Origin of the sequence: Nonomuraea wenchangensis, from assembly GCF_900111685.1 — a bacterium.
Taxonomy (GTDB): domain Bacteria; phylum Actinomycetota; class Actinomycetes; order Streptosporangiales; family Streptosporangiaceae; genus Nonomuraea; species Nonomuraea wenchangensis.
The window spans coordinates 269,059-286,822 of sequence record NZ_FOHX01000002.1 but is presented as its reverse complement, the minus strand read 5'-3'; the positions used below and the strand labels follow the sequence as shown (position 1 = coordinate 286,822).

General features: G+C 72.5%; 12 protein-coding genes. 4 read left to right on the top strand and 8 right to left on the bottom strand.

Going from position 1 to position 17,764, the window contains the following annotated elements; genetic code table 11:
- Positions 1-6: 6 nt before the first annotated feature.
- From BMW85_RS05420 to BMW85_RS05400, 6 genes are read right to left on the bottom strand one after another with little or no spacing between them, the layout of a single operon-like run.
- Complete coding sequence (locus tag BMW85_RS05420) at positions 7-1,239, bottom strand: cytochrome P450 family protein (RefSeq protein WP_245774640.1); 1,233 nt, start codon at positions 1,237-1,239, stop codon at positions 7-9.
- Positions 1,143-2,468, bottom strand: coding sequence for a cytochrome P450 family protein (locus tag BMW85_RS50825; RefSeq protein WP_245774639.1), 1,326 nt, complete (start codon positions 2,466-2,468; stop codon positions 1,143-1,145). Before BMW85_RS50825 ends, BMW85_RS05420 begins: the two co-directional genes overlap by 97 nt.
- A complete protein-coding gene (locus BMW85_RS05415; RefSeq protein ID WP_218155672.1) occupies positions 2,465-3,043 on the bottom strand; it encodes a GTP-binding protein in 579 nt (192 codons plus the stop codon). The genes BMW85_RS50825 and BMW85_RS05415 overlap by 4 nt, the downstream gene beginning before the upstream one ends.
- Positions 3,024-3,374, bottom strand: coding sequence for a DUF742 domain-containing protein (locus BMW85_RS05410; RefSeq protein ID WP_091077669.1), 351 nt, complete (start codon positions 3,372-3,374; stop codon positions 3,024-3,026). The genes BMW85_RS05415 and BMW85_RS05410 overlap by 20 nt, the downstream gene beginning before the upstream one ends.
- Positions 3,371-3,823, bottom strand: coding sequence for a roadblock/LC7 domain-containing protein (locus tag BMW85_RS05405; protein ID WP_091077666.1), 453 nt, complete (start codon positions 3,821-3,823; stop codon positions 3,371-3,373). Before BMW85_RS05405 ends, BMW85_RS05410 begins: the two co-directional genes overlap by 4 nt.
- A 7-nt stretch (positions 3,824-3,830) precedes the next feature.
- Positions 3,831-5,390: an ATP-binding protein gene (locus BMW85_RS05400; protein ID WP_091077665.1), complete on the bottom strand. Its 1,560-nt coding sequence runs from the start codon at positions 5,388-5,390 to the stop codon at positions 3,831-3,833.
- A gap of 505 nt (positions 5,391-5,895) precedes the next feature.
- On the opposite strand from BMW85_RS05400, the gene BMW85_RS05395 reads away from it, so the two are divergent.
- From BMW85_RS05395 to BMW85_RS05380, 4 genes are read left to right on the top strand one after another with little or no spacing between them, the layout of a single operon-like run.
- Positions 5,896-6,828 (top strand): ABC transporter ATP-binding protein, encoded by a 933-nt coding sequence (locus BMW85_RS05395; RefSeq protein ID WP_091077662.1) that lies wholly within the window; start codon positions 5,896-5,898, stop codon positions 6,826-6,828.
- Positions 6,825-7,565 carry an ABC transporter ATP-binding protein gene (locus BMW85_RS05390; RefSeq protein ID WP_091077660.1) on the top strand — a complete coding sequence of 247 codons (741 nt, stop codon included), beginning with the start codon at positions 6,825-6,827 and terminating at the stop codon, positions 7,563-7,565. Before BMW85_RS05395 ends, BMW85_RS05390 begins: the two co-directional genes overlap by 4 nt.
- 46 nt (positions 7,566-7,611) lie before the next feature.
- Positions 7,612-10,752: an FtsX-like permease family protein gene (locus tag BMW85_RS05385; protein WP_245774638.1), complete on the top strand. Its 3,141-nt coding sequence runs from the start codon at positions 7,612-7,614 to the stop codon at positions 10,750-10,752.
- Positions 10,749-12,860 (top strand): FtsX-like permease family protein, encoded by a 2,112-nt coding sequence (locus BMW85_RS05380; protein ID WP_091077653.1) that lies wholly within the window; start codon positions 10,749-10,751, stop codon positions 12,858-12,860. The genes BMW85_RS05385 and BMW85_RS05380 overlap by 4 nt, the downstream gene beginning before the upstream one ends.
- Before the next feature lie 520 nt (positions 12,861-13,380).
- Here BMW85_RS05380 and BMW85_RS05375 read toward each other — a convergent pair.
- Positions 13,381-15,849, bottom strand: a complete 2,469-nt coding sequence (locus tag BMW85_RS05375) for an NACHT domain-containing protein (protein ID WP_091077650.1) — start codon at positions 15,847-15,849, stop codon at positions 13,381-13,383.
- A 233-nt stretch (positions 15,850-16,082) separates the two neighbouring features.
- Positions 16,083-17,027 carry an acyltransferase domain-containing protein gene (locus BMW85_RS05370; RefSeq protein WP_091077649.1) on the bottom strand — a complete coding sequence of 315 codons (945 nt, stop codon included), beginning with the start codon at positions 17,025-17,027 and terminating at the stop codon, positions 16,083-16,085.
- Between the last annotated feature and the right edge of the window lie 737 nt (positions 17,028-17,764).

Sequence of the window (17,764 nt, the reverse complement as noted above, 5' to 3'; positions counted from 1 at the left end):
ACCGTGTCAGCCGCGAGGGCCGTCCCCGAGCGTGAGTGGCAGCTCGCTCCACCCGTGGGCGATGAACGACGGGACATGCTTCAGCTCGTCCTCGCCCACGGCCAGGCGCAGATCGGGGAAGCGCTCGAACAGGGCGGGCAGCGCGGTGAGCGCCTCCTGCCTGGCCAGCGGGGCGCCGATGCAGCGGTGCACGCCGATGCCGAAGGCGAGGTGCTCGTCGGGCGGCCGCGTGGCGTCGAAGCCGTCGGCGTCCTGACCGTGCTGGGCGGGGTCGTGGTTCGCCGCCAGATAGGTGGTGAGAATGGCGTCGCCCGCCGCGATCCGCGCGCCGCCGATCTCGATGTCCTCGATGGCGAAACGCAGGGGCAGGTTGGCGATGGAGGGCGCCCAGCGCAGCGTCTCCTCCACCACCGCCTCCCACGAGATCTCCCCGGCCAGCACCTGCCGGAGCTGCTCAGGATGGGTGAGCAGGGCGTGCACCGCGTTGCCGATCAGGTTGACCGTGGTCTCGTGCCCGGCCGCGATGAGCAGCAGCAGCGTGTCACGCAGCTCGTCATCGGTGAGACGGTCGCTCTGGTCGCGGGCGTCGATGAGCTCCGTGGTCAGGTCGTCGCCGGGATTCTCGCGCTTGTACGCGACCAGCGCGGGCAGCACGGTCGCGATCCGCTGGAGGTTGGCCGCCGCCGCCTCCGGCGTGGCCGTGGTGTCCATGATCGCTTCCATGATCTGCGCCATCTCGACCCGCATGTGGTCGGGCACGCCGAACAACTCGCAGATCACCCGCATCGGCAGCGGATGCGCGTACGCCGCGCGCAGATCGACCGGCTCCCCGGCCGGGACCGCCGCCATGTCGTCGAGCAGTTCGCCGATGATGCGCTCGACGGTCGGCTGCAGGGCCTTGCTGCGGCGAGCGGTGAAGCTCGGCGCGATGAGCTTGCGCAGCCGCCGGTGGTCCGCGCCGTACGTGCTCAACATGTTCCGCACGCCGAGCCACCCGACGACCCACATCCACTCGGGCCGGGAGCCGACCTCCTCCCACAGCCGCCAGTGGCGTTTGTCCTTGCTGACCAGCGGGTTGAGTATGAGCTCCTTGAGCAGCTCGTGTCCGTTGACCGCCCAGGCGGGGATGCCTCCGGGAAGCTCTACGAGGACCAGGGGGCCGAGGTCGCGTAGTCGGCGGGTCTCGCCGGGGAGGTCTGATCCGAAGGGGTCGAGGACGACGGGTGCTGCGCTGACCAAGGGGATTCTCCAGGTTGGTCTGGACGGATGGGGGTGAAACGGACGGGGAGGTGGGCCAGCGACCGGATGAAGGGCCCCGGCCGCCATTCCAGCTCCTCGCGGGGCACGGTCAGTTCGAGGTCGCTCAGGTGGGAGGTCAGACGCTCGATGGCGGTCATCGCGATGAGCGTCGCCGGGTCGGCCGCCGGACAGCGGTGCGCGCCCGCGCCGAAGCCCAGATAGGCGCCGCCGTCGGAGCGCAGCTCGTCCGGGAGGTGCGTGGGCTCGGTGTTGGCCGCCGCGTAGGAGACCAGCACCAGCTCGGCGGGCTGGATCCAGGTGCCGTGGAAGTCCACCGCCCGCGTCGTGAAGTACGGGCCGTAGTTGGCCATGGGCGGCTCGGCGCGCAACGCCTCCAGCAGCGCGTCGTACGTGCTCAGCGCGCCGTTGGACAAGGAGTTGTAGTAGCGGTCGTCGCTGACCATCCGCGAGATCGTGTTCGAGATGAGGCTGGCCATCGGGTCGAAGCCGGCGGCCAGGGTGACCACCAGCGCCTCCAGCACCTCCTGCCGGCTCAGCCCGACAGGATGGTCGATGAACCACGAGGTCAGGTCGTCGCCGCGGTCGGCGTACTTGGCCTCGATCAGCTCGGTGATGTAGCGGTAGTAGGCCTCGGTGCCGCGCGCCCCGGCCTCGCCGCTGGCCTCCATCATGTCGTACAGCGCCGAGATCAGGGCGGCGCTGTCGGCGTCCGGGCGCCCCAGGAGCAGGTTGAAGACCCGCAGCGGGATCGGCCTGGCGAACTCGGTGGCCAGGTCGGCCGATCCGGTCGCGGCGAAGCGGCGGATGAGCGAGTCGGAGACCTCGATCACCATCTCGCGCAGCTTGTGCGGCTGGATCATGTTGTAGCAGTCGGTCATCACCTTGCGGTAGCGGGCATGATCGGCGCCGTCCGAGTACAGGACGTTGGTCCGGTGGGCGAGCATGCCGAGCGCGGCGCCGGCTCCGGGCGTGTCCGGCAGTCTGACCTGCCATGGGCGCGAGTCCTTGCTCCAGACGCCGCCGGCGTTGGTGAGAACGTCCACCGCGGCCTGATATCCGATCACCAGGTGGGCCTGGACGCCTGGGGCGATCTCCACGGGCGCGACCGGGCCGTGGCGCCCGCGCAGTCTCGCGTAGACCGACTGCGGGTCACTGGTCCACTCGGGGCCGTACAGCTTGCCCGCGTCGGGCAGATAACGCAGGGTCATGACACCATCAGTTCCTTGATGTGCTCCACCAGAGCGATCAGCGAGGCGCGGGCGGAGGCGGGGTCGCGGGCGTCGCACACCAGCAGCGGGGTGCGCGGGTCCAGGTCCAGCGCCTGCCGCAGCGCCTCGTCCGGGTAGTCGGGTGAGTCGGGGAAGTGGTTGACCGCGACGGCGTACCGGATGCCGGCGTTCTCCACCAGGTCCAGCACGGCGAAGCTGTCGTCGATGCGCCGGGTGTCGGCCAGCACGAGCACGCCCAGCGCGCCGCGCGCCAGCTCCTCCCACAGGACCTGAAAGCGCGTCTGCCCCGGAGCCCCGAACAGGTACAGCACCACGCCGGGCAGCGTGAGCCGGCCGAAGTCGATGGCGGTCGTGGTCGTGGTCTTCTCGTTGACGCCGGTGAGGTCGTCGACCAGCGTGCCCGCCTGGGTCAGGACCTCCTCGGTGTTGAGGGGTTTGATCTCCGACAGGGCGCTGACCATGGTCGTCTTGCCCACGCCGAACGGTCCGGCGATGATCAGCTTGACCGGGATGTGGTCGACGCTGATCCGGCTTTCAGAGAGCGCGGAGGCCACTCAGAACCAACTCCAAGATTTCTAGATCAGGACCCTCCGCGCGGGGCGGATCCCGGGTGAGCAGCGTGCCGGAGGCCGCCAGTCCCGCTACCAGCAGCCGCACCACGCAGTACGGCAGGCCCAGGTGCGCCGCGCACTCGTAGACGGACAGCGGACCCTCCTTGAGGAGGTTCACCAGGTGAACGCCCGGAGGGTCCAGCGCGTCGGAGACCACCTCGGGAGCGACGTAGACGAGGGTCGTCCGCTCGACGTTGATCTGTTCGGGCACGGCCAGCTTGGCGGCGGCCATGAAGTCGGGGACGACACGCCGGCGCTGTCGTCCGGAGGTCATGCGGGGATTTCCGGTGTCCTGGCCGCGCTGGCGTCGTTGAGCGCCTTGATGAGCTTCTGCACCTGGAGCTGCACCTCGTACGCGAGGGACCCGACGTTGACGGCTCCGGTGGCGGCCACGACGATGGCGGCGCGGTCTCCCGCCGGGGCGATGTAGTAGTAGCCCTTGCCCGCCGAGATGACGATGTCCACCACCTCGCCGTCGGCGCCGTTGCTGAGCCCCTCGCACAGGGCGCGGGCTGCTCCCAGCACCGAGCTCGTCATCGCGGCCGTTCGCTCTCCCGCCTCGACGCTCACGTCGGCGGAACCGCCGAGGATGAGCCCGTCGCGGCTCAGCACCACGCCGCTGGCGACACCAGGCAGCGCCAGAAGCGGCGACAGAACCCAGGACACGTCGAGCGTCAGCGGCCGGCGGCTCGGGCGGGGGGTGGCGGCGGGGGTGTGGTCCATGGAGCGGTCAGTTCCCTTCGGTCGCGTCGTCCTGGTGAGACGGCATTGCTTCGCGGCGGCCCGCTTCGGCGCCCGTCTGGAAGTCACCCCACCGCTTCTGGGCCTCCTCCGGAGTGGTGAGAGGGCCGGCGGCGGCGCTGGACGGAACGCGCCGCGGCGACTGACGGCGGCGCTGCGGCAACCCGGGAAGACCTTCGATCCCGGCAGGGCCGGTGTCCGGGCCTGCCTGCGCGTCGGCCTGTGCGTCGGTGAGCGCGGTCGCCTGTGCGGGCAGCGCCGCGGCCGTCTCCCGCCCGACCCGCGAGGCGGCGACCGATGCGCTGCTCGACGCGGTGACCGCGTGCGCCGGTCGCGGCGCGCCCGCAGGCTCCGGCATGCGCTGGTACGGCGCCGCCACGACGGACCTGACCGGCTCGGGCGCGAGCACGGAGGGACGGGTGCTCTCGGGCATCTCCACCAGCAGGGCCGCGGGCACGCTCACCACGGCCTGGACCCCGCCGTAGGCGCTCTTCTTCACCGTCACCTGCATGCCGTACTGGGCGACCTGCCGCCCGATGGCCGCCCATCCGGTGTGGGGCGGGTTGCCCAGGTCGACCAGCCGTACGGCGTGCCGGCCACTCAGCAGCCGGCTCGCCCGCGCGTACTGCTCCTCGTTGAGCCCCACCCCGGCGTCGTCGATGACGATGGCCGCGCCGGTGTTGGTCTCGTGCACGGCGATGGTCACCTTGAGCGTGCCGTGGGAGTGATGGACGGCGTTGGCCAGCAGCTCGGAGGTGACGAACAGGACCGGCTCGGCGGCCCTGGCGGCCACGCCGACGCGGCGGCGCAGGTGGTTGGCCGGCCCTTCGATGCGCTGGTCGAAGTTCTCGACCCGCGCGATGGCCCCCACGACGAGGTCCACGAGGTAGGTGTCGTCGCGGGACAGGCCCGTCGTGGCGCCGCAGGCGATGCCGGTGGCCTGGGCGCGGCGCACGATGAGCTCGTTGAACATGTCGAGCCCCAGCACCTCGCGCAGCAGCTGGGTGTGCTCGTCGCCGCTGTAGCGCCGCTGCACGGCGGCCAGCAGGTCCTGGGCGCGCAGCGCCTGGGTCTGCACGCGGGCCATCGCGCCCCGGACGACGGCCTGGGCCGCCTCGTCGATGCGGACCGCCTCGTCGCGCACGGCGTTGGAGATGGAGTCGAGCACGGCGTGGTGCTGCCGGTCGACGTCGGTGCCGGCCAGCGCCGGGTTCTGCAGCCCCGGAACGATCACGTGCGAGGCACGCAGGTGGGAGACCAGCGCCGGGATGCGGGTGGACAGCAGGTGCTCGGTCTCGACGCGCGCCAGGTCCTGCTGGGCGCGCAGCTCACGGGCCTCCTCGGCGGCCTCTCCGGCCCGGCGTTCGGCCTCTCTGATCTGATGTTCGGCCTGCCGCATCCGCTGCTCCCGCTGAGCGCTCTCGCGGGACAGGTGTTCGTGCGCGTCTCGGGTTTCGGTCAGCTGCGCACGGGTCCGGGCGAGCTCACGGCGTACGAGGTGGCGGTAGATCAGCACGCCTGCGAGGGCGACGGCGACGACGCCTGCCACTATCGCGACGCTGGCAAAATCTGGCGGCATGACAGTCCTGAGCTAGGGGGAAAGAGCGGATCGGCGCCGTTCGCTCACCCAGTATTCCGAGGACGCCAAGATAGTCAAACCCTCAGGAAACCCCCGACAAGCGGCCGAAAGTATGCATTAAAGGCATAAATCGGTCATATTCCTCGGATTTCGATTACGGAAAGTAATTGTTCCACGACGAGAGGCACGTCAACGGTCCTGAGCTGCCGAAACGCCCTACGGTGCACGTGGGATCACGGAGGCCGAATCTCCTACTATGACCGTCCGAATCTGGCCCTTCCCTGCTCCTTCTTGATCACCTTCGTGCTTGATCGTCATCCGATGGTCACGCAAAGTAATTGTCGACGAGGTCTGCCGGCCTGAGCCGGATGTGGCCTCGACGGTGGAATTCCCTCGGGGAAAGAATCTTGGGCTCGATTTGCGAGGGCGATAGAGTCGGCCCTGGAGCAGAGCCGCGCCGGGGTTGAGGAGGGGGATGTCCATCACGCCCTTACCCCTGCCGCAGCCTCCCGCGAAAGCGCCGGAGTTCGGACGGGACGCGCTGATCGTGTGCGAGAGCCTGGTGCGGATCTACCAGTCCGGGTCGGTCGAGGTGCAGGCGCTGCAAGGGCTGGACCTGGTCGTGGACAGCGGGGAGATGGTGGCCGTCGTCGGAGCGTCCGGGTCGGGGAAGTCGACGTTGTTGTCCATCCTGGCCGGGGTCGACGCTCCCACCGCCGGGCGGGTGCGGGTCGATCGGTGGAATCTGCTGGACATGTCGCGGGCCGATCGTGTCCGGTATCGGCGGCACACCGTGGGACTCGTACGCCAGCAGACGGCCGCCAACCTCATCCCGTACCTGACCGCGCGGCAGATGGTCGACCTGCCGATGACCGCGGCCCGCACTCCCGGCCGGGTACGCCGCAGGCGTGCCGCCGAGCTGCTGGACCTGCTCGGCGTCGCCGAGTGCGCCGAGCGGCGGCCCGCGCAGCTGTCCGGCGGGCAGCAGATGCGGGTGGCCATCGCGGTGGCCCTCGCCAACGAGCCCAGGGTGCTCCTGGCCGACGAGCCGACCGGCGAACTGGACAGCGCCACGTCGGCCGCGGTGTTCGGGCTGATGCGGGACGTCAACCGGCGGCTGGGCGTCACCGTCGTCATCGTGACCCACGATCCCTCGGTCAGCGGGCAGGTGGAGCGGACGGTGGCGATTCGCGACGGGCGCACGAGCAGCGAGGTGTTGCGGCGTACCGCCACCGGGGACGACGGCGCCCAGCAGGTGATCGCCGAGGAGTACGCGGTGATGGACAGGGCCGGGCGCGTTCAGGTGCCGCGCGACTACCGGGAGGCGCTGGCGCTGACGCGACGGGTCCGGCTGGTGCTGGAGGCCGATCACGTCGCGATCCGTCCCGACGGCGGAGGGCCCGGATGAACGCCGGACCTCTGGTGAGCGTGCGTGGCGTTCACCGCCGGTACGGCAGCGGGGCGACCGCCGTGCACGCGTTGCGGGACGTGACGTTCGAGCTCGCGGCCGGCACCATGACCGCCCTCGTCGGGCGGTCCGGCTCAGGAAAGACCACGCTGCTCAACGTCATCGGCGGCCTGGACCGCCCGGACTCCGGCACGGTCCTCGTCGACGGAACGGACGTCACCGCCCTCGACGAGGACGGCCTGTCCCTGCTGCGCCGGGAGAAGGTCTCGTACGTCTTCCAGACCTTCGGCCTGATCCCGGTGCTGTCGGCCGCGGAGAACGTGGGCGCCCCGCTGCGGCTGGCCCGCGTACCGCCGGTGGAGCGTGAGCGGCGGGTCGCGCTGCTGCTGGAACTGGTCGGACTGGCCGCCCACGCCGAGCAGTTGCCCGCCGAGCTGTCCGGCGGGCAGCAGCAGCGGGTGGCGATCGCCCGGGCGCTGGCCGCCTCGCCCCGCCTGCTGATCGCCGACGAGCCGACCGGTCAGCTGGACGCCGAGACCGGTCTGTCGGTGATGGCACTGCTGCGCGGCGTGGTGGAGTCCGAGGGGGTGACGGCGCTGGTCTCCACGCATGATCCGACGATGCTCGCGCTGGCGGATCGGGTGATTCGCATCAACGACGGGCATCTCGACGAGCATCCCGGCCCGCGCGCTGAAGATCGGCTCGACGGGCACCCCACGAGCCGGGACGATTCGTGATCAGTAAGAGTCGTCCGTGCTGAGGCTGGTCGCCCGGCGAGCCCGTGTGCAATGGCCGTTGCTGGCGGCCCTCCTGGCCGTCGCCGTGGTCGGCCCCACGCTGCTGGGCACCTGCGCCCTCCTGCTCACCCGTACCGCCGAGCAGGCGCTGGAGACCGCCGCCTCCCGCGCCACCCCCGGCCAGATCGACGTCACCGCCTACGCCGTCACCATCCGCGGCGAGCGCGCGAGATCCGTCGCCGACGACACCCGCGCCGTGCTGACCTCGGCCCTCGCTCCGTTCGCGACGACGACGGCCGCGCGCGCGTCGTCCGCGATGCGCTCGCTCCCCGGCGCCGGTGTGTCGGCCGTGGCTTACCTGTCGGGGGTGGAGGACCTGCCGGCCCGCACTCAACTGGCCGCCGGACGCCTGCCGCGGGCGGGCGCCACGCCGGCGGAGGCGGTCGTCCTGGAGAGCACCGCGCGGCAGCTCGGCCTGAGCGCCGGCAGCCGGGTCCGCCTCGGCAGAGAGCTGGCCGACGATCCCGATGAGGGGGCCGAGGTGGTCGTGGTCGGGATCGTACGCCCGCTGCCGGGCGCCGGCTGGGAGCGTGACCCCCTCGCCGCCACCGGTTACGACCCGGCCTACCGCGACGGCCGCTCCGCACAGCCGGTTCACGCGTACGGGCCGTTCATCGTCGACCTCGCCGACCTGCTCGGCGGCGGCTCCACCCTCGACCGGCTGGAGATCGGCGCCCACCCCGACCTGTCCGCCCCCGCCGTCCGCGACCTCGACACCGTCACCCAGGCCGTGCTCGGCGCCGACCGCCGCCTGGGACGGACGCTCGGCGACCGGGTGCGCATCCAGCGCGTCGCCTCCCGGTTGCCCTCGACCCTGCTGGCCGCCCGCGATCAGCAGCGGGTCACCACGGCCGCCGTGCTCGCCGTCGCCGCCATCGGGCTCGTCCTGACCGCGACCGCCCTCGCCCTCGCCGGCCGGCTCAGCGCAGGTGTGCGCGGCGACGAGACCGCCCTGCTGTCCGCGCTGGGCGTCGGCCGCGGTCAACTCGCCGGCGCCGCGCTCGTCGAGGCCGGCGCGCTCGCCGTGCTCGCCACCGCGGTCGCGATCCCGGCCTCGTCCGCCCTGCACGCCGGGCTGACCCGGCTGCCGCCCATGGCCGGGGCCGGGCTCGCCACGCCTTTCGGCGTGAACGCCGTACAGGTGCTGGCCGTCGCCGGCGGCGCGCTGGCGCTGGCGGCGGTGCTCGTCGTGCCCTCGCTGCGGACCTCCTCCCAGGGCGTACGCGGGCGGCGGGAGCTGCTCGCCCGATCAGGCGCGGACCTGCTGCTCGTGGCGTTCGCCGCCGTCGGCTGGTGGCAGTTGCGCGACCAGCCGGCCGGTTCGGGCTCCCCCGTCGACGCCGTACGGGTGCTCGCTCCCGCGCTGCTGCTCATCGCCGGATCCGCGGTGGCGTTGCGCCTGGTGTGGCCCGCGTTGCGCCTGGTGGAACGGCTGGCCGGCCGGGCTCGCGGGCTGATGGTCGCGCTGGCCGCGTTCGAAGCCGCCCGCAGGCCCCAGGCGGTCGCGGCGGGGCTGCTGATCGGGCTGGGCTGCGCGGCGGCCACGTACGGGGTCGGGTTCGACGCCACGTGGCAGCGCTCCCAGCAGGATCAGGCCGATCTGTCCGTCGGCACCGATCTCGCGCTCACCCTCACCGCTCCGCCCGTCGCCGGGCAGGGCGGAATGGTCGGCGCGGCCAGCGGGGGAGAGGTGAGCCCGGCCACCGATCGTGGCATCGCGGTCGGGCAGTGGCTCGGCGGCGCCGGTGACCCGCCGCGGCTGATCGCCATGGACACCACGCGGGCCGAGGCGCTGCTGCGCGGGCGGCTGGACGACGGTCGCACCTGGAACGACGTGGGCGCCCTTCTCGCGCCGCCGGCGCGCGCCGCCGGGGTTCCCGTCCCGGCTGGAGCAGCGCTCTCCCTGACCGGGAAGGCGACCGGTCCTACGCCGCTCACCGTGACGCCCCGGCTGCTGCTGCAGGACGCGACAGGGCTGCGTACCCCTTGCGTCGGTGCGCCCGTTCCGCTCGACGGCAGGGCACATCCGCTGCCGGACTGCGCGACGGCCGAAGGGTCCCAACTGGTCGCGGTGTCCCTTCCGTTCGTGGTCGCGACGGGGAACGTGGGCACCGGCCACTCCGACGCCCTGGTGGAAGCCCCCGAGGGGGACAGCCGCGTCGCCGTGACGCTCACCGTCGCGGGAACAGGCTCTGGGGCATCGCCCTGGACCGCCACCTCGGCCGGGCCGGCCCCCGGGCAGCTCGGCAATCCGGCCGCCGCCCTGAGCAGCACCTCCGCGGGCACCGAGCTGAGGATGACCACGACCGTCGCGCTGAAGGGCCCGCCGGACGCCGCCAGGAACCTGGTCGCCACCGCTTTCCCGGCCCCGGGACCGGTGCCCGTGGCCGTCTCCGCCCGCTTCGCCGACGAGGTGGGCGCCCGGCGCGGCTCGCGGCTCGACCTCACCGTCGGCCTCACCCCCGTGCCGGTCGACGTGGCCGAGGTGCTGCCGGCCGTGCCGTCCGCTCCGGGCGCCGCGGCCATCCTGGCCGACTTCGACGCCCTGTCCCGTGCCCTCGCCGTCAGCGGCGACTTCGACGTGCCCGTGGACGCGTGGTGGGTCGGCCGTCCCACCAGAGGTGACGCGGTCGATCTCCGCCTCGGCAGCGTCACCACGCGCGCGTCCGAGACCGCCCGGCTCACCGGCGGTCCGCTGCGAGCCGGGCTGCCGGCCGTGCTCCGGCTGCTCGTACCGGCCGCGGTGCTGCTGATGATCGCCGGGATCGTCCTGCACGTGACGTTCGACCTGCGGGCCCGCGCGGTCGAGATGGCGCGCCTGCGGGGTCTCGGCATGACCCGGCGCGAGATCCGTGCCGTGCTGCTCGGCCAGCACGTCGGCATCCTGCTGCCGCTGCTCGCGGCAGGCGCCGTCGTCGGCGCGCTGGCCACCCGCGTCGTCGCGCCGCTGCTCGTCCGCTCCGACACCGGCGCCGCTCCCGTCCCCGAGGTTCTGCCCGTCTGGCCGTGGGCCGCCGAGGCCGCCCTGCTCACCGGGCTGCTGGCCGGGTGCGCGCTGGCGGTGGGCGCGGTGGTCGTCGTCCAGGCCCGGCTCGCCGATGCCGCGTATCTGCGGGTGGCGTCGTGAGGATCCCGGCACCGCACTGGCCCAGCGTCGCCGGCCGCGCCCGCGCCGACGCCGGGCCGTTGCTCCTGGCCGCGGTCGTGGTGGCGGTCGTCACGTTGCTCGCCGGCGCTGTGCCGCCGCTCCTGTCGGCGACCGCCGACGCGGCCGTACGGGACGCGGTACGCAGAACCGGCGGCGACCTCCAGGTCCACTCCCGCATGGAAGACGACGACGGGCCGGGCGGCAGCCGGGTCCGGCACCCCCGCCTCGCCGAGGACGTCGACGACTTCCGCGCCAGGGCGACGGACGAACTCGGCCCCGGCCTGCGCGCCGCCCTGCGTCCCCCCGTCGCCACCGTCACCAGCCCCACCCTCAAGATCACCGATGGCAGCGTGCTGCGTACGTTCCAGCTCGCCTACGTGGCCCGCGACGGCGGGCCCGACGTGACCTGGATCGCGGGCGGCCCACCCCGGCCCACCGCCTCCGAGACCGCCGCGGTTCCCTACGGCGCGCCGCCGTGGCCGGTGCAGGTGGGCCTGTCCGAGGCGGACGCCGCCGCTCTCCGGCTCCGACCCGGCGCCCATATCCCGCTGGCCGACGACCAGGGGAACGTCAAGAAGGTCCAGGTCAGCGGCGTCTTCCGGCCTCGGGACAGCGCCGATCCCGCCTGGCGGCTCCTCCCTTCGCTGCTGAGTCCCGTCGCCGGCGCGGACGGCACCGGATCCACGCGGTTCGCCGGGCTGCTGTCACGCGAATCGCTGCCCGACGCGCGGCTCGCCTTCGGGCTGGACGAGTTGCGGCGTACCGTCTCGTTCACGCCCGACCCGGCCCGGCTCACCTGGGACGTGGTCCCGTCGGTCGCCGCGAAGGTGGTCGCGCTCAAGGCGTCCTCCGGCTCCTCCGGCGCCCGGGACGGCTCGCTGAAGTGGGAGACCCGGCTCGACGGCGTGTTGCGGAACGTGAGCTCCCAGGTCGAGGCCGCGTTCGCGCAGGCGTCCGTCCTGCTCGTCACCCTGCTCGCCGTCGCGGTCCTGGTCCTGCTGCTCGCCGCCGACCTGCTGGTACGCCGCCGCGCCCCCGCCCTGGCAGCCGCCCGGCAGAGAGGGATGTCGCTCCCGGTCATCGGCGGCGAGCTGCTGCTCGAATCCGCCGTGCTGGCGCTGCTGGCCGCGGCGGCCGGGCTCGGCCTGGCCCGGGCCGTCGCGCCGGGGGTCTCCTGGGACTGGACGCCTCCCGTGGTGGTCACCGCCGTCGCCGCCGGGCCGGCGTTCGGCATGCTCACCGCCGCCCGCGCCACCCGGGATCGCCGCGTCCCGGCCAACCGGAGCGCGCGGCGGTGGGCGCGTGACACCGTACGACTGCGGCGGGCCGCTCTTGAGACAGGGGTGCTGGCGGTCGCGTCCGGCGCCCTCGTCGCTCTGTACCAGCGTGGAATCGGCGGCGGGGTGCTGCCCGCGAGCGCGCCCGCCCTCTGCGTGCTCGCGGGCGCGCTCCTGCCGGCGCGGGCGCTGCCCCTCGCGACGCGCTTCGTGCTCAAGCGGCTTCTGCGGTCGAGCCGGCCGCTGGCGGTGTTCGGGGCCGCGAGGGCGGCGGTGGCCTCGGCCCGGGTGCTGCCGCTGCTGGTGCTCGTGACCTCCGTGGCCTTGGCCTCGTACGCGCTCATCTTCGGTGCCACTGTCGGCCGCGGGACGGCGGACGGGCCGCTGGCCTCCGGACTGTTGCGGCTGGCATGGGTCTCGGCCGTGACCCTGCCGGCGCTCGGCCTGCTGGGACTCGCGCTCGGCACGGCGGCCGGCGCGCCGGAGCGATGGCAGACCCTGACCCGGCTGCGCACCCTCGGGCTGCGGCCCCGGGAGGCCCGCTGGGTCGCCGCGGGAGAACTGCTGCCGCCGGTGGTGGTCGCCGCTGTGGGCGGTCCGCTGCTCGGGGTGCTGCTCGCCCGCCTGACGTTCGGCTCGCTCGCACTGCGCCTGCTCACCGGCGCAGAGCCGGCCCCGGCGTCGCCGTGGTGGGCGCTCGGCCTGGTGGCGGTCGTGTTCCTGGCGGCGGTCGCCGTCGTGGTGCCCGTCGAATCGGCGCTACGCCGCCGGCGACGGCTGAGCGAGGTGCTCCGCGCGGGCGACAGCTGAACCGGTTCGTCTTCGGCTGCGGAACATGTCTCCAGCCCGGTACCTCAAAGGTCGGGGGAACACCGGATGTTAGCGCTCGCAGGGCGGCGGATGATGCGTTCGGTACGACATCCGCTCCTGTCCTTCTCGAAAGGAAGGCTGTGCCCATGCGTCCTCCCCTCCGGTTACGGCGATGGCTCGGGCTGGGCCTGATCGGGCTCGTGGCCGCCCTGGAGGCGACCGCCTCGGCCGGCGTCCCGACCCCACTGACACGCCCACCGACACCCCGACGCCCTCGCCGACGAAGCGGAAGTACAAGCTGGCGGTCGTCGGCGACAGCTACACCAGCGGCGAGGGTGCCAGCCACGACAGCGTGTACGTCGGCCACCCGGGCCCGGAGGACTGGCGGCACCAGTCCGGCTACGCGCCCGCCCACCTGGCGTGGGCCTACCTGCAACAGGGCCGCTTGCCCGCCCCCGGCTCGCCCTCGATCAGGACCAGGCGATGGCGCTCGGCTGTCGCGGTCTCGACCAGTGACCTCTCATCGGCCCGCCCCGCCATCGCGCGCCATGCGTTCGCCTCCGTCATGCGTCCTCCGGTCACGCGGGGAGCCGGCCACGAGCAGTCGCACGGTGCGATGATCGTACGGATCCGCGCCGGTGTCCACGCACCGCAGGAGAACGTCGGCGAGACGGTCGTAGGTGAACTGGTAGTACGGGCCCGTCCTGCGGAGCAGCCGCCGCGTGTGCAGCTCCTCCAGGAACGTCACCGTCCGCCACGGGAGTTTCCCCCGCGCCGCCAACCAGAGCTGCCCGACCGTCACGGCGGGCCAGGCCGTGTGCAGTGACGCCAGCACCACGCCCAGGGTGAGGCCGAACAGGATGCCCTGCCAGGGTTGCACGCTGAAGTTCCCGCTCTCCTCCTCGACGGTCTTGATCAGGCTGTGGCCGGGGCCGCGCAGCACCATGATCCCGGCCGCGGCCACCAGGGCGACCGCGGTCACGCAGCCCAGCGCCGCCCACCGGTCGCCGCGCCGGATCGTCCTGGCGGCGGCGGCGGGCTCGCCGGGCAGCGGCTGGGTGAGCCAGTTGACGGTGCCGACGACCAGCGCGATCGGCACGCCGAGCACGAGGCCGAAGACGATCATTATCTGCACCCCGTACGCCATGCCGTTCACGCGCCAGATGCCGGTCAGCCCCGCCATGACGCCGATCAGCACCACGGGTGGGAACGCCTTCAGCAGGTAGGGCAGCGGCGAGCCGAGAAGCCCCCGGACCCGCGGGGCGAGCCGGCACGGGACGGGCGGCGCGGACAGGTCCACGGCCATCATCCGCCCGGCCATCGTGGCGATGCCGACGCCCGTGGCCATCGAGACGAGGATGGGCCAGAAGCCGCCGCCGAGTTTGTGCTCGGCGCCGAGTCCGTCGGCCACGACGCAGGCCAGTGCCGACCCGCAGGCGACCAGCGCCACGGCGCCTGTGGCGACGACCCGTCCGGCGACGTCCCAGGCGCGGCCACCGGGGAGGGGAAGGCGCAGGACGCGCCGGCGGATCAGCAGGGGACGGCAGGCGAGCGTCAGCGTGAAGGCCGTGCCGAGCTCGACCGCGTCCCCTGCCGCCTGCGCCGGGGTCAGGCTGAACAGGCCGATTCCGAGGACTCCGGCCGTGGCCGTGAGCCCGGCGACCGCGATCGAGCGCGCGTCCGGTGCGACGCCTCTGAGCAGCCCCATGATCACTCCGGCCGTCAGCCCGATGGCCAGCCCGCGGGTCAGCCCGAGCGGCATGACGAGCGCGAGCTGATAGGCGGGCAACAGCACGAGCGCGGTGGCGAGCATCGGCACGACGGCCGGGATCGCGGTGTGCAGCTCCCACCACGCCAGGCGCCGGTCCTTGCGTTCGCGCAGCATGACGGCCAGGTTGTGCAGCCACCAGCGGCCTCTGGGCGTGTCCAGCCCTAACCGGAGGCCGGGGTAGGGGGCCGTACTGGTGGCCATGGCGACGTGCTCGTCCAGCAGGAGATCCTCGGCGGAGATGCGTCCGTGCTCGTCCACGAGGGCGACCAGCCGCCCGGGGTCGAGCCCGGACCCGGGGTCGCCGCACACCTGCCGTGCCAGGCTCAGGAACAGCGGAACGGACAGCAGCGCGGTCACGTCGTTGTCCTGCCGCCGGTTGATCCGGCTCAGCACAGGACGCCACTTACCGTCGGCGGCGGGTTTGCCCACCAGCTGTCGCAGGTGCTTGCGCAGCAGGTCCGGCTTCGGGGGCGCGAGCGTGCGGACGGCGTACCCCGCCGGCAGGACGGACGGATCGATGGTGCCGCTTCTGGCGAACAGGACGAGGGGGCGGTTGTGCAGGGCATCCTGTTCCAGCCATTTCACCGCCTGCTCCGCGTGCGCGGCCAAGGCGTCGAAGTCGTCGATGATGACCACGGTGTGCGTCTCATGGCCGAGCACGTGGTAGAGGTTGCCCTCGTACTCGTACGCCGGGCCGAGCACGGAGGAGACCTCCTTGTCGAACCAGTCGGCGAACGAGTCGCGCACCGGGTCCCACGAGGATCCGTTCAGCAGCAGTGGCAGGCGACCCTCGGACAGCAGGCCCAGGGCCATCATCAGCGCCATCGTGGACTTGCCGCCGTACGGGGGACCGTAAACGATCATCCTGCCTGGGGTGCCGCCGGTGACGAGACCGGTGGCGTGGCTCTGGAACTCGCTCGCCGTCCACACAGGGCCGTCGGCGTCGCGCCAGACGTCGTTGCCGTCGCGGTCGAGCAGGCGCATCGGCAGGAGCTCGGGACGCAGGAGGCCATGGACCTGGGCGTCGCGGTACAGCACGCTCTCCATCTCGGTATGGAGACGTTCGCGCAGCTCGGCTTTTGACGCGGATCTCTGCCGCCGGCTGACGACGAGGGCCAGCAGGGCGAGGATCACGGCGACGATGTCGGCCAGGTTGCTCCCCAGCTCGACCTGGTGCAGGGCCAGCGCGACGGCTGGGACGACGACTGCGGTCGCCACAAGGAGGATCACGGCCCGGTGGCGGGCTTGCGCGCTCAACGTGTGGACCTCGCTCTCTCTCACGGAGCATCAGGCCAGAAGGAAGGAAGGCAGCGGATATCGCTGTTGAGAGAGCCGATGGCCCGGCGGTCGCCCGGACTCGTGCCCGCGTCAGGCGCCGCGTCGGTGGGCGGCGCTGACGGCTTGCACCTTCATCATGCCTCCGGCATCGCCGCGCCGCGCGATCGCGAAGGCTACATAGGAAAGCTGCCGCGGCGGATGCGCCAATGGCGGCCGGCCTTCAGGTGGTCGACGATCGCGCGCTGGAGCGCGGTGCGGCGCGGCAGCTGGTCGAGCGGCGTGGTCAGGGTGCGGAAGACGAACCGCAGCACCTCGACGTCGGCGTCCTGCCCTTCCGGCTCCTGGTAGGGCTCCAGCTCGAACCTGCGTTGGAACCGGACGATGTTGGAGTCCTCGGGCAGGTACTCGCGTAGTTGTGGGTCGAGCAGCCACGAGCCGCAGGCGAACTCCGTGTAGCGCTCGTCGGGGAAGTGGCGCGGGAAGAAGGCGCGGGCCGCGTCGAGCGACGCCTCCACTGCCTCGGGACCCAGCGGCCCTGTCTCGGGGATGTGCAGGTCGATGGCGGTGCCGCCGCGGTGGTGTTGCAGCCGGCCCAGCTCGTAGACGACGCCACGCGCGTGCAGCGTCAGCCAGCTCTGCATGACCGGCCAGCCCTCGCCGCGCATGCGCCGGTCGATCACGAGGTTGCGGCCCAGGTCCGCGAGGGTCACCCATGACACGGAGTCGGCGATGCCGTGGTCGCGGTGGTACGTCATGACGACGTCGACCAGGGCCAGGTACGCGTACACGTAGAGGTGCCGCCAGGCGGGGCCCCGCTCGCGCGGCAGCGCCGGGCCGGGCGGCAGCCAGAGGTGGCCGCCGAGATCGGCGCGGACCAGGGCGATCGAGCGGTCGAGCAGCCAGCGCAGCTCCGGAGTCCACAGCGGAGAGCCGGGGTCGGGCCAGCCCGCCATGATCTCGGCGGCGTCGTCCGGGTGGACCGCGAGCCGGTGCAGGAGCGCGGGTGCGTCGGCCTTGGCGGGCAGCGGAGCCGATGGCCGGTCGCCGGCGAGCCGGTGCACACGATCGATGTCCTCGACGGGCACCCCGAGCCGGGCGGCGGTTTCGTCAAGATCCACGTGGTTGATCCTACGGCCCGACGGGATCACCCTTCCAGGGGCGAGCGGGGACCACCGCCGCAGGCGGTCCGTGAACGCCGGGTGCGGGTCGCTGAACGCGAGCAGGATTCACGTCACTCTCACGATAACTGCCGGTTGTCCCATCTGACTCATCACAAGAGGGGGGAGATAGGGGGGGCGTTAGGGGTCGAGAAGTGATCTACCCACATATACTGCCGTCATGTTGTCCGACAGATCCCCTCTTCAACCAGTCTGTTAGGAATCATGGCAGGAACAATCTGCAGCCTGTCAGGGTGGCGTCGGAAGGGGAGGACGATCCTCGGGGGTGACGGGGGACTCGTGACTACGTATAGTGACATCGCCAATTGCCGGTGAACCGGATGCTCCGGCAAATATCGCACTCTATGCCCTTCTTCCAGCATGACGTGCTGGAGGAAGAGGATTGCGGGGGCACGCACGTGCGGGAGAGAGACGGGCGCGCCGACGAGAGGACCGTGGCGTCGTCGGCATGCCTCGAAGCCGAGATGAAGCTCGCGGCGGCCACGCTGGGGCCGCCGCCGGAAGGGCGGGAGGCCCGCCCCGGCCGGCACGCATCGTCCGCGACGGCCAGGCCGCGCACCAGCACCAACCATCCCGACGTCAGAACCTGGGCGGCCGAATATCCATCTGTCCTCTGCGTGTCACCCTGCCCCGCAATCCCTTCTCCCGGCGGAAGTACGCCGAGGGGATCGCTGTAA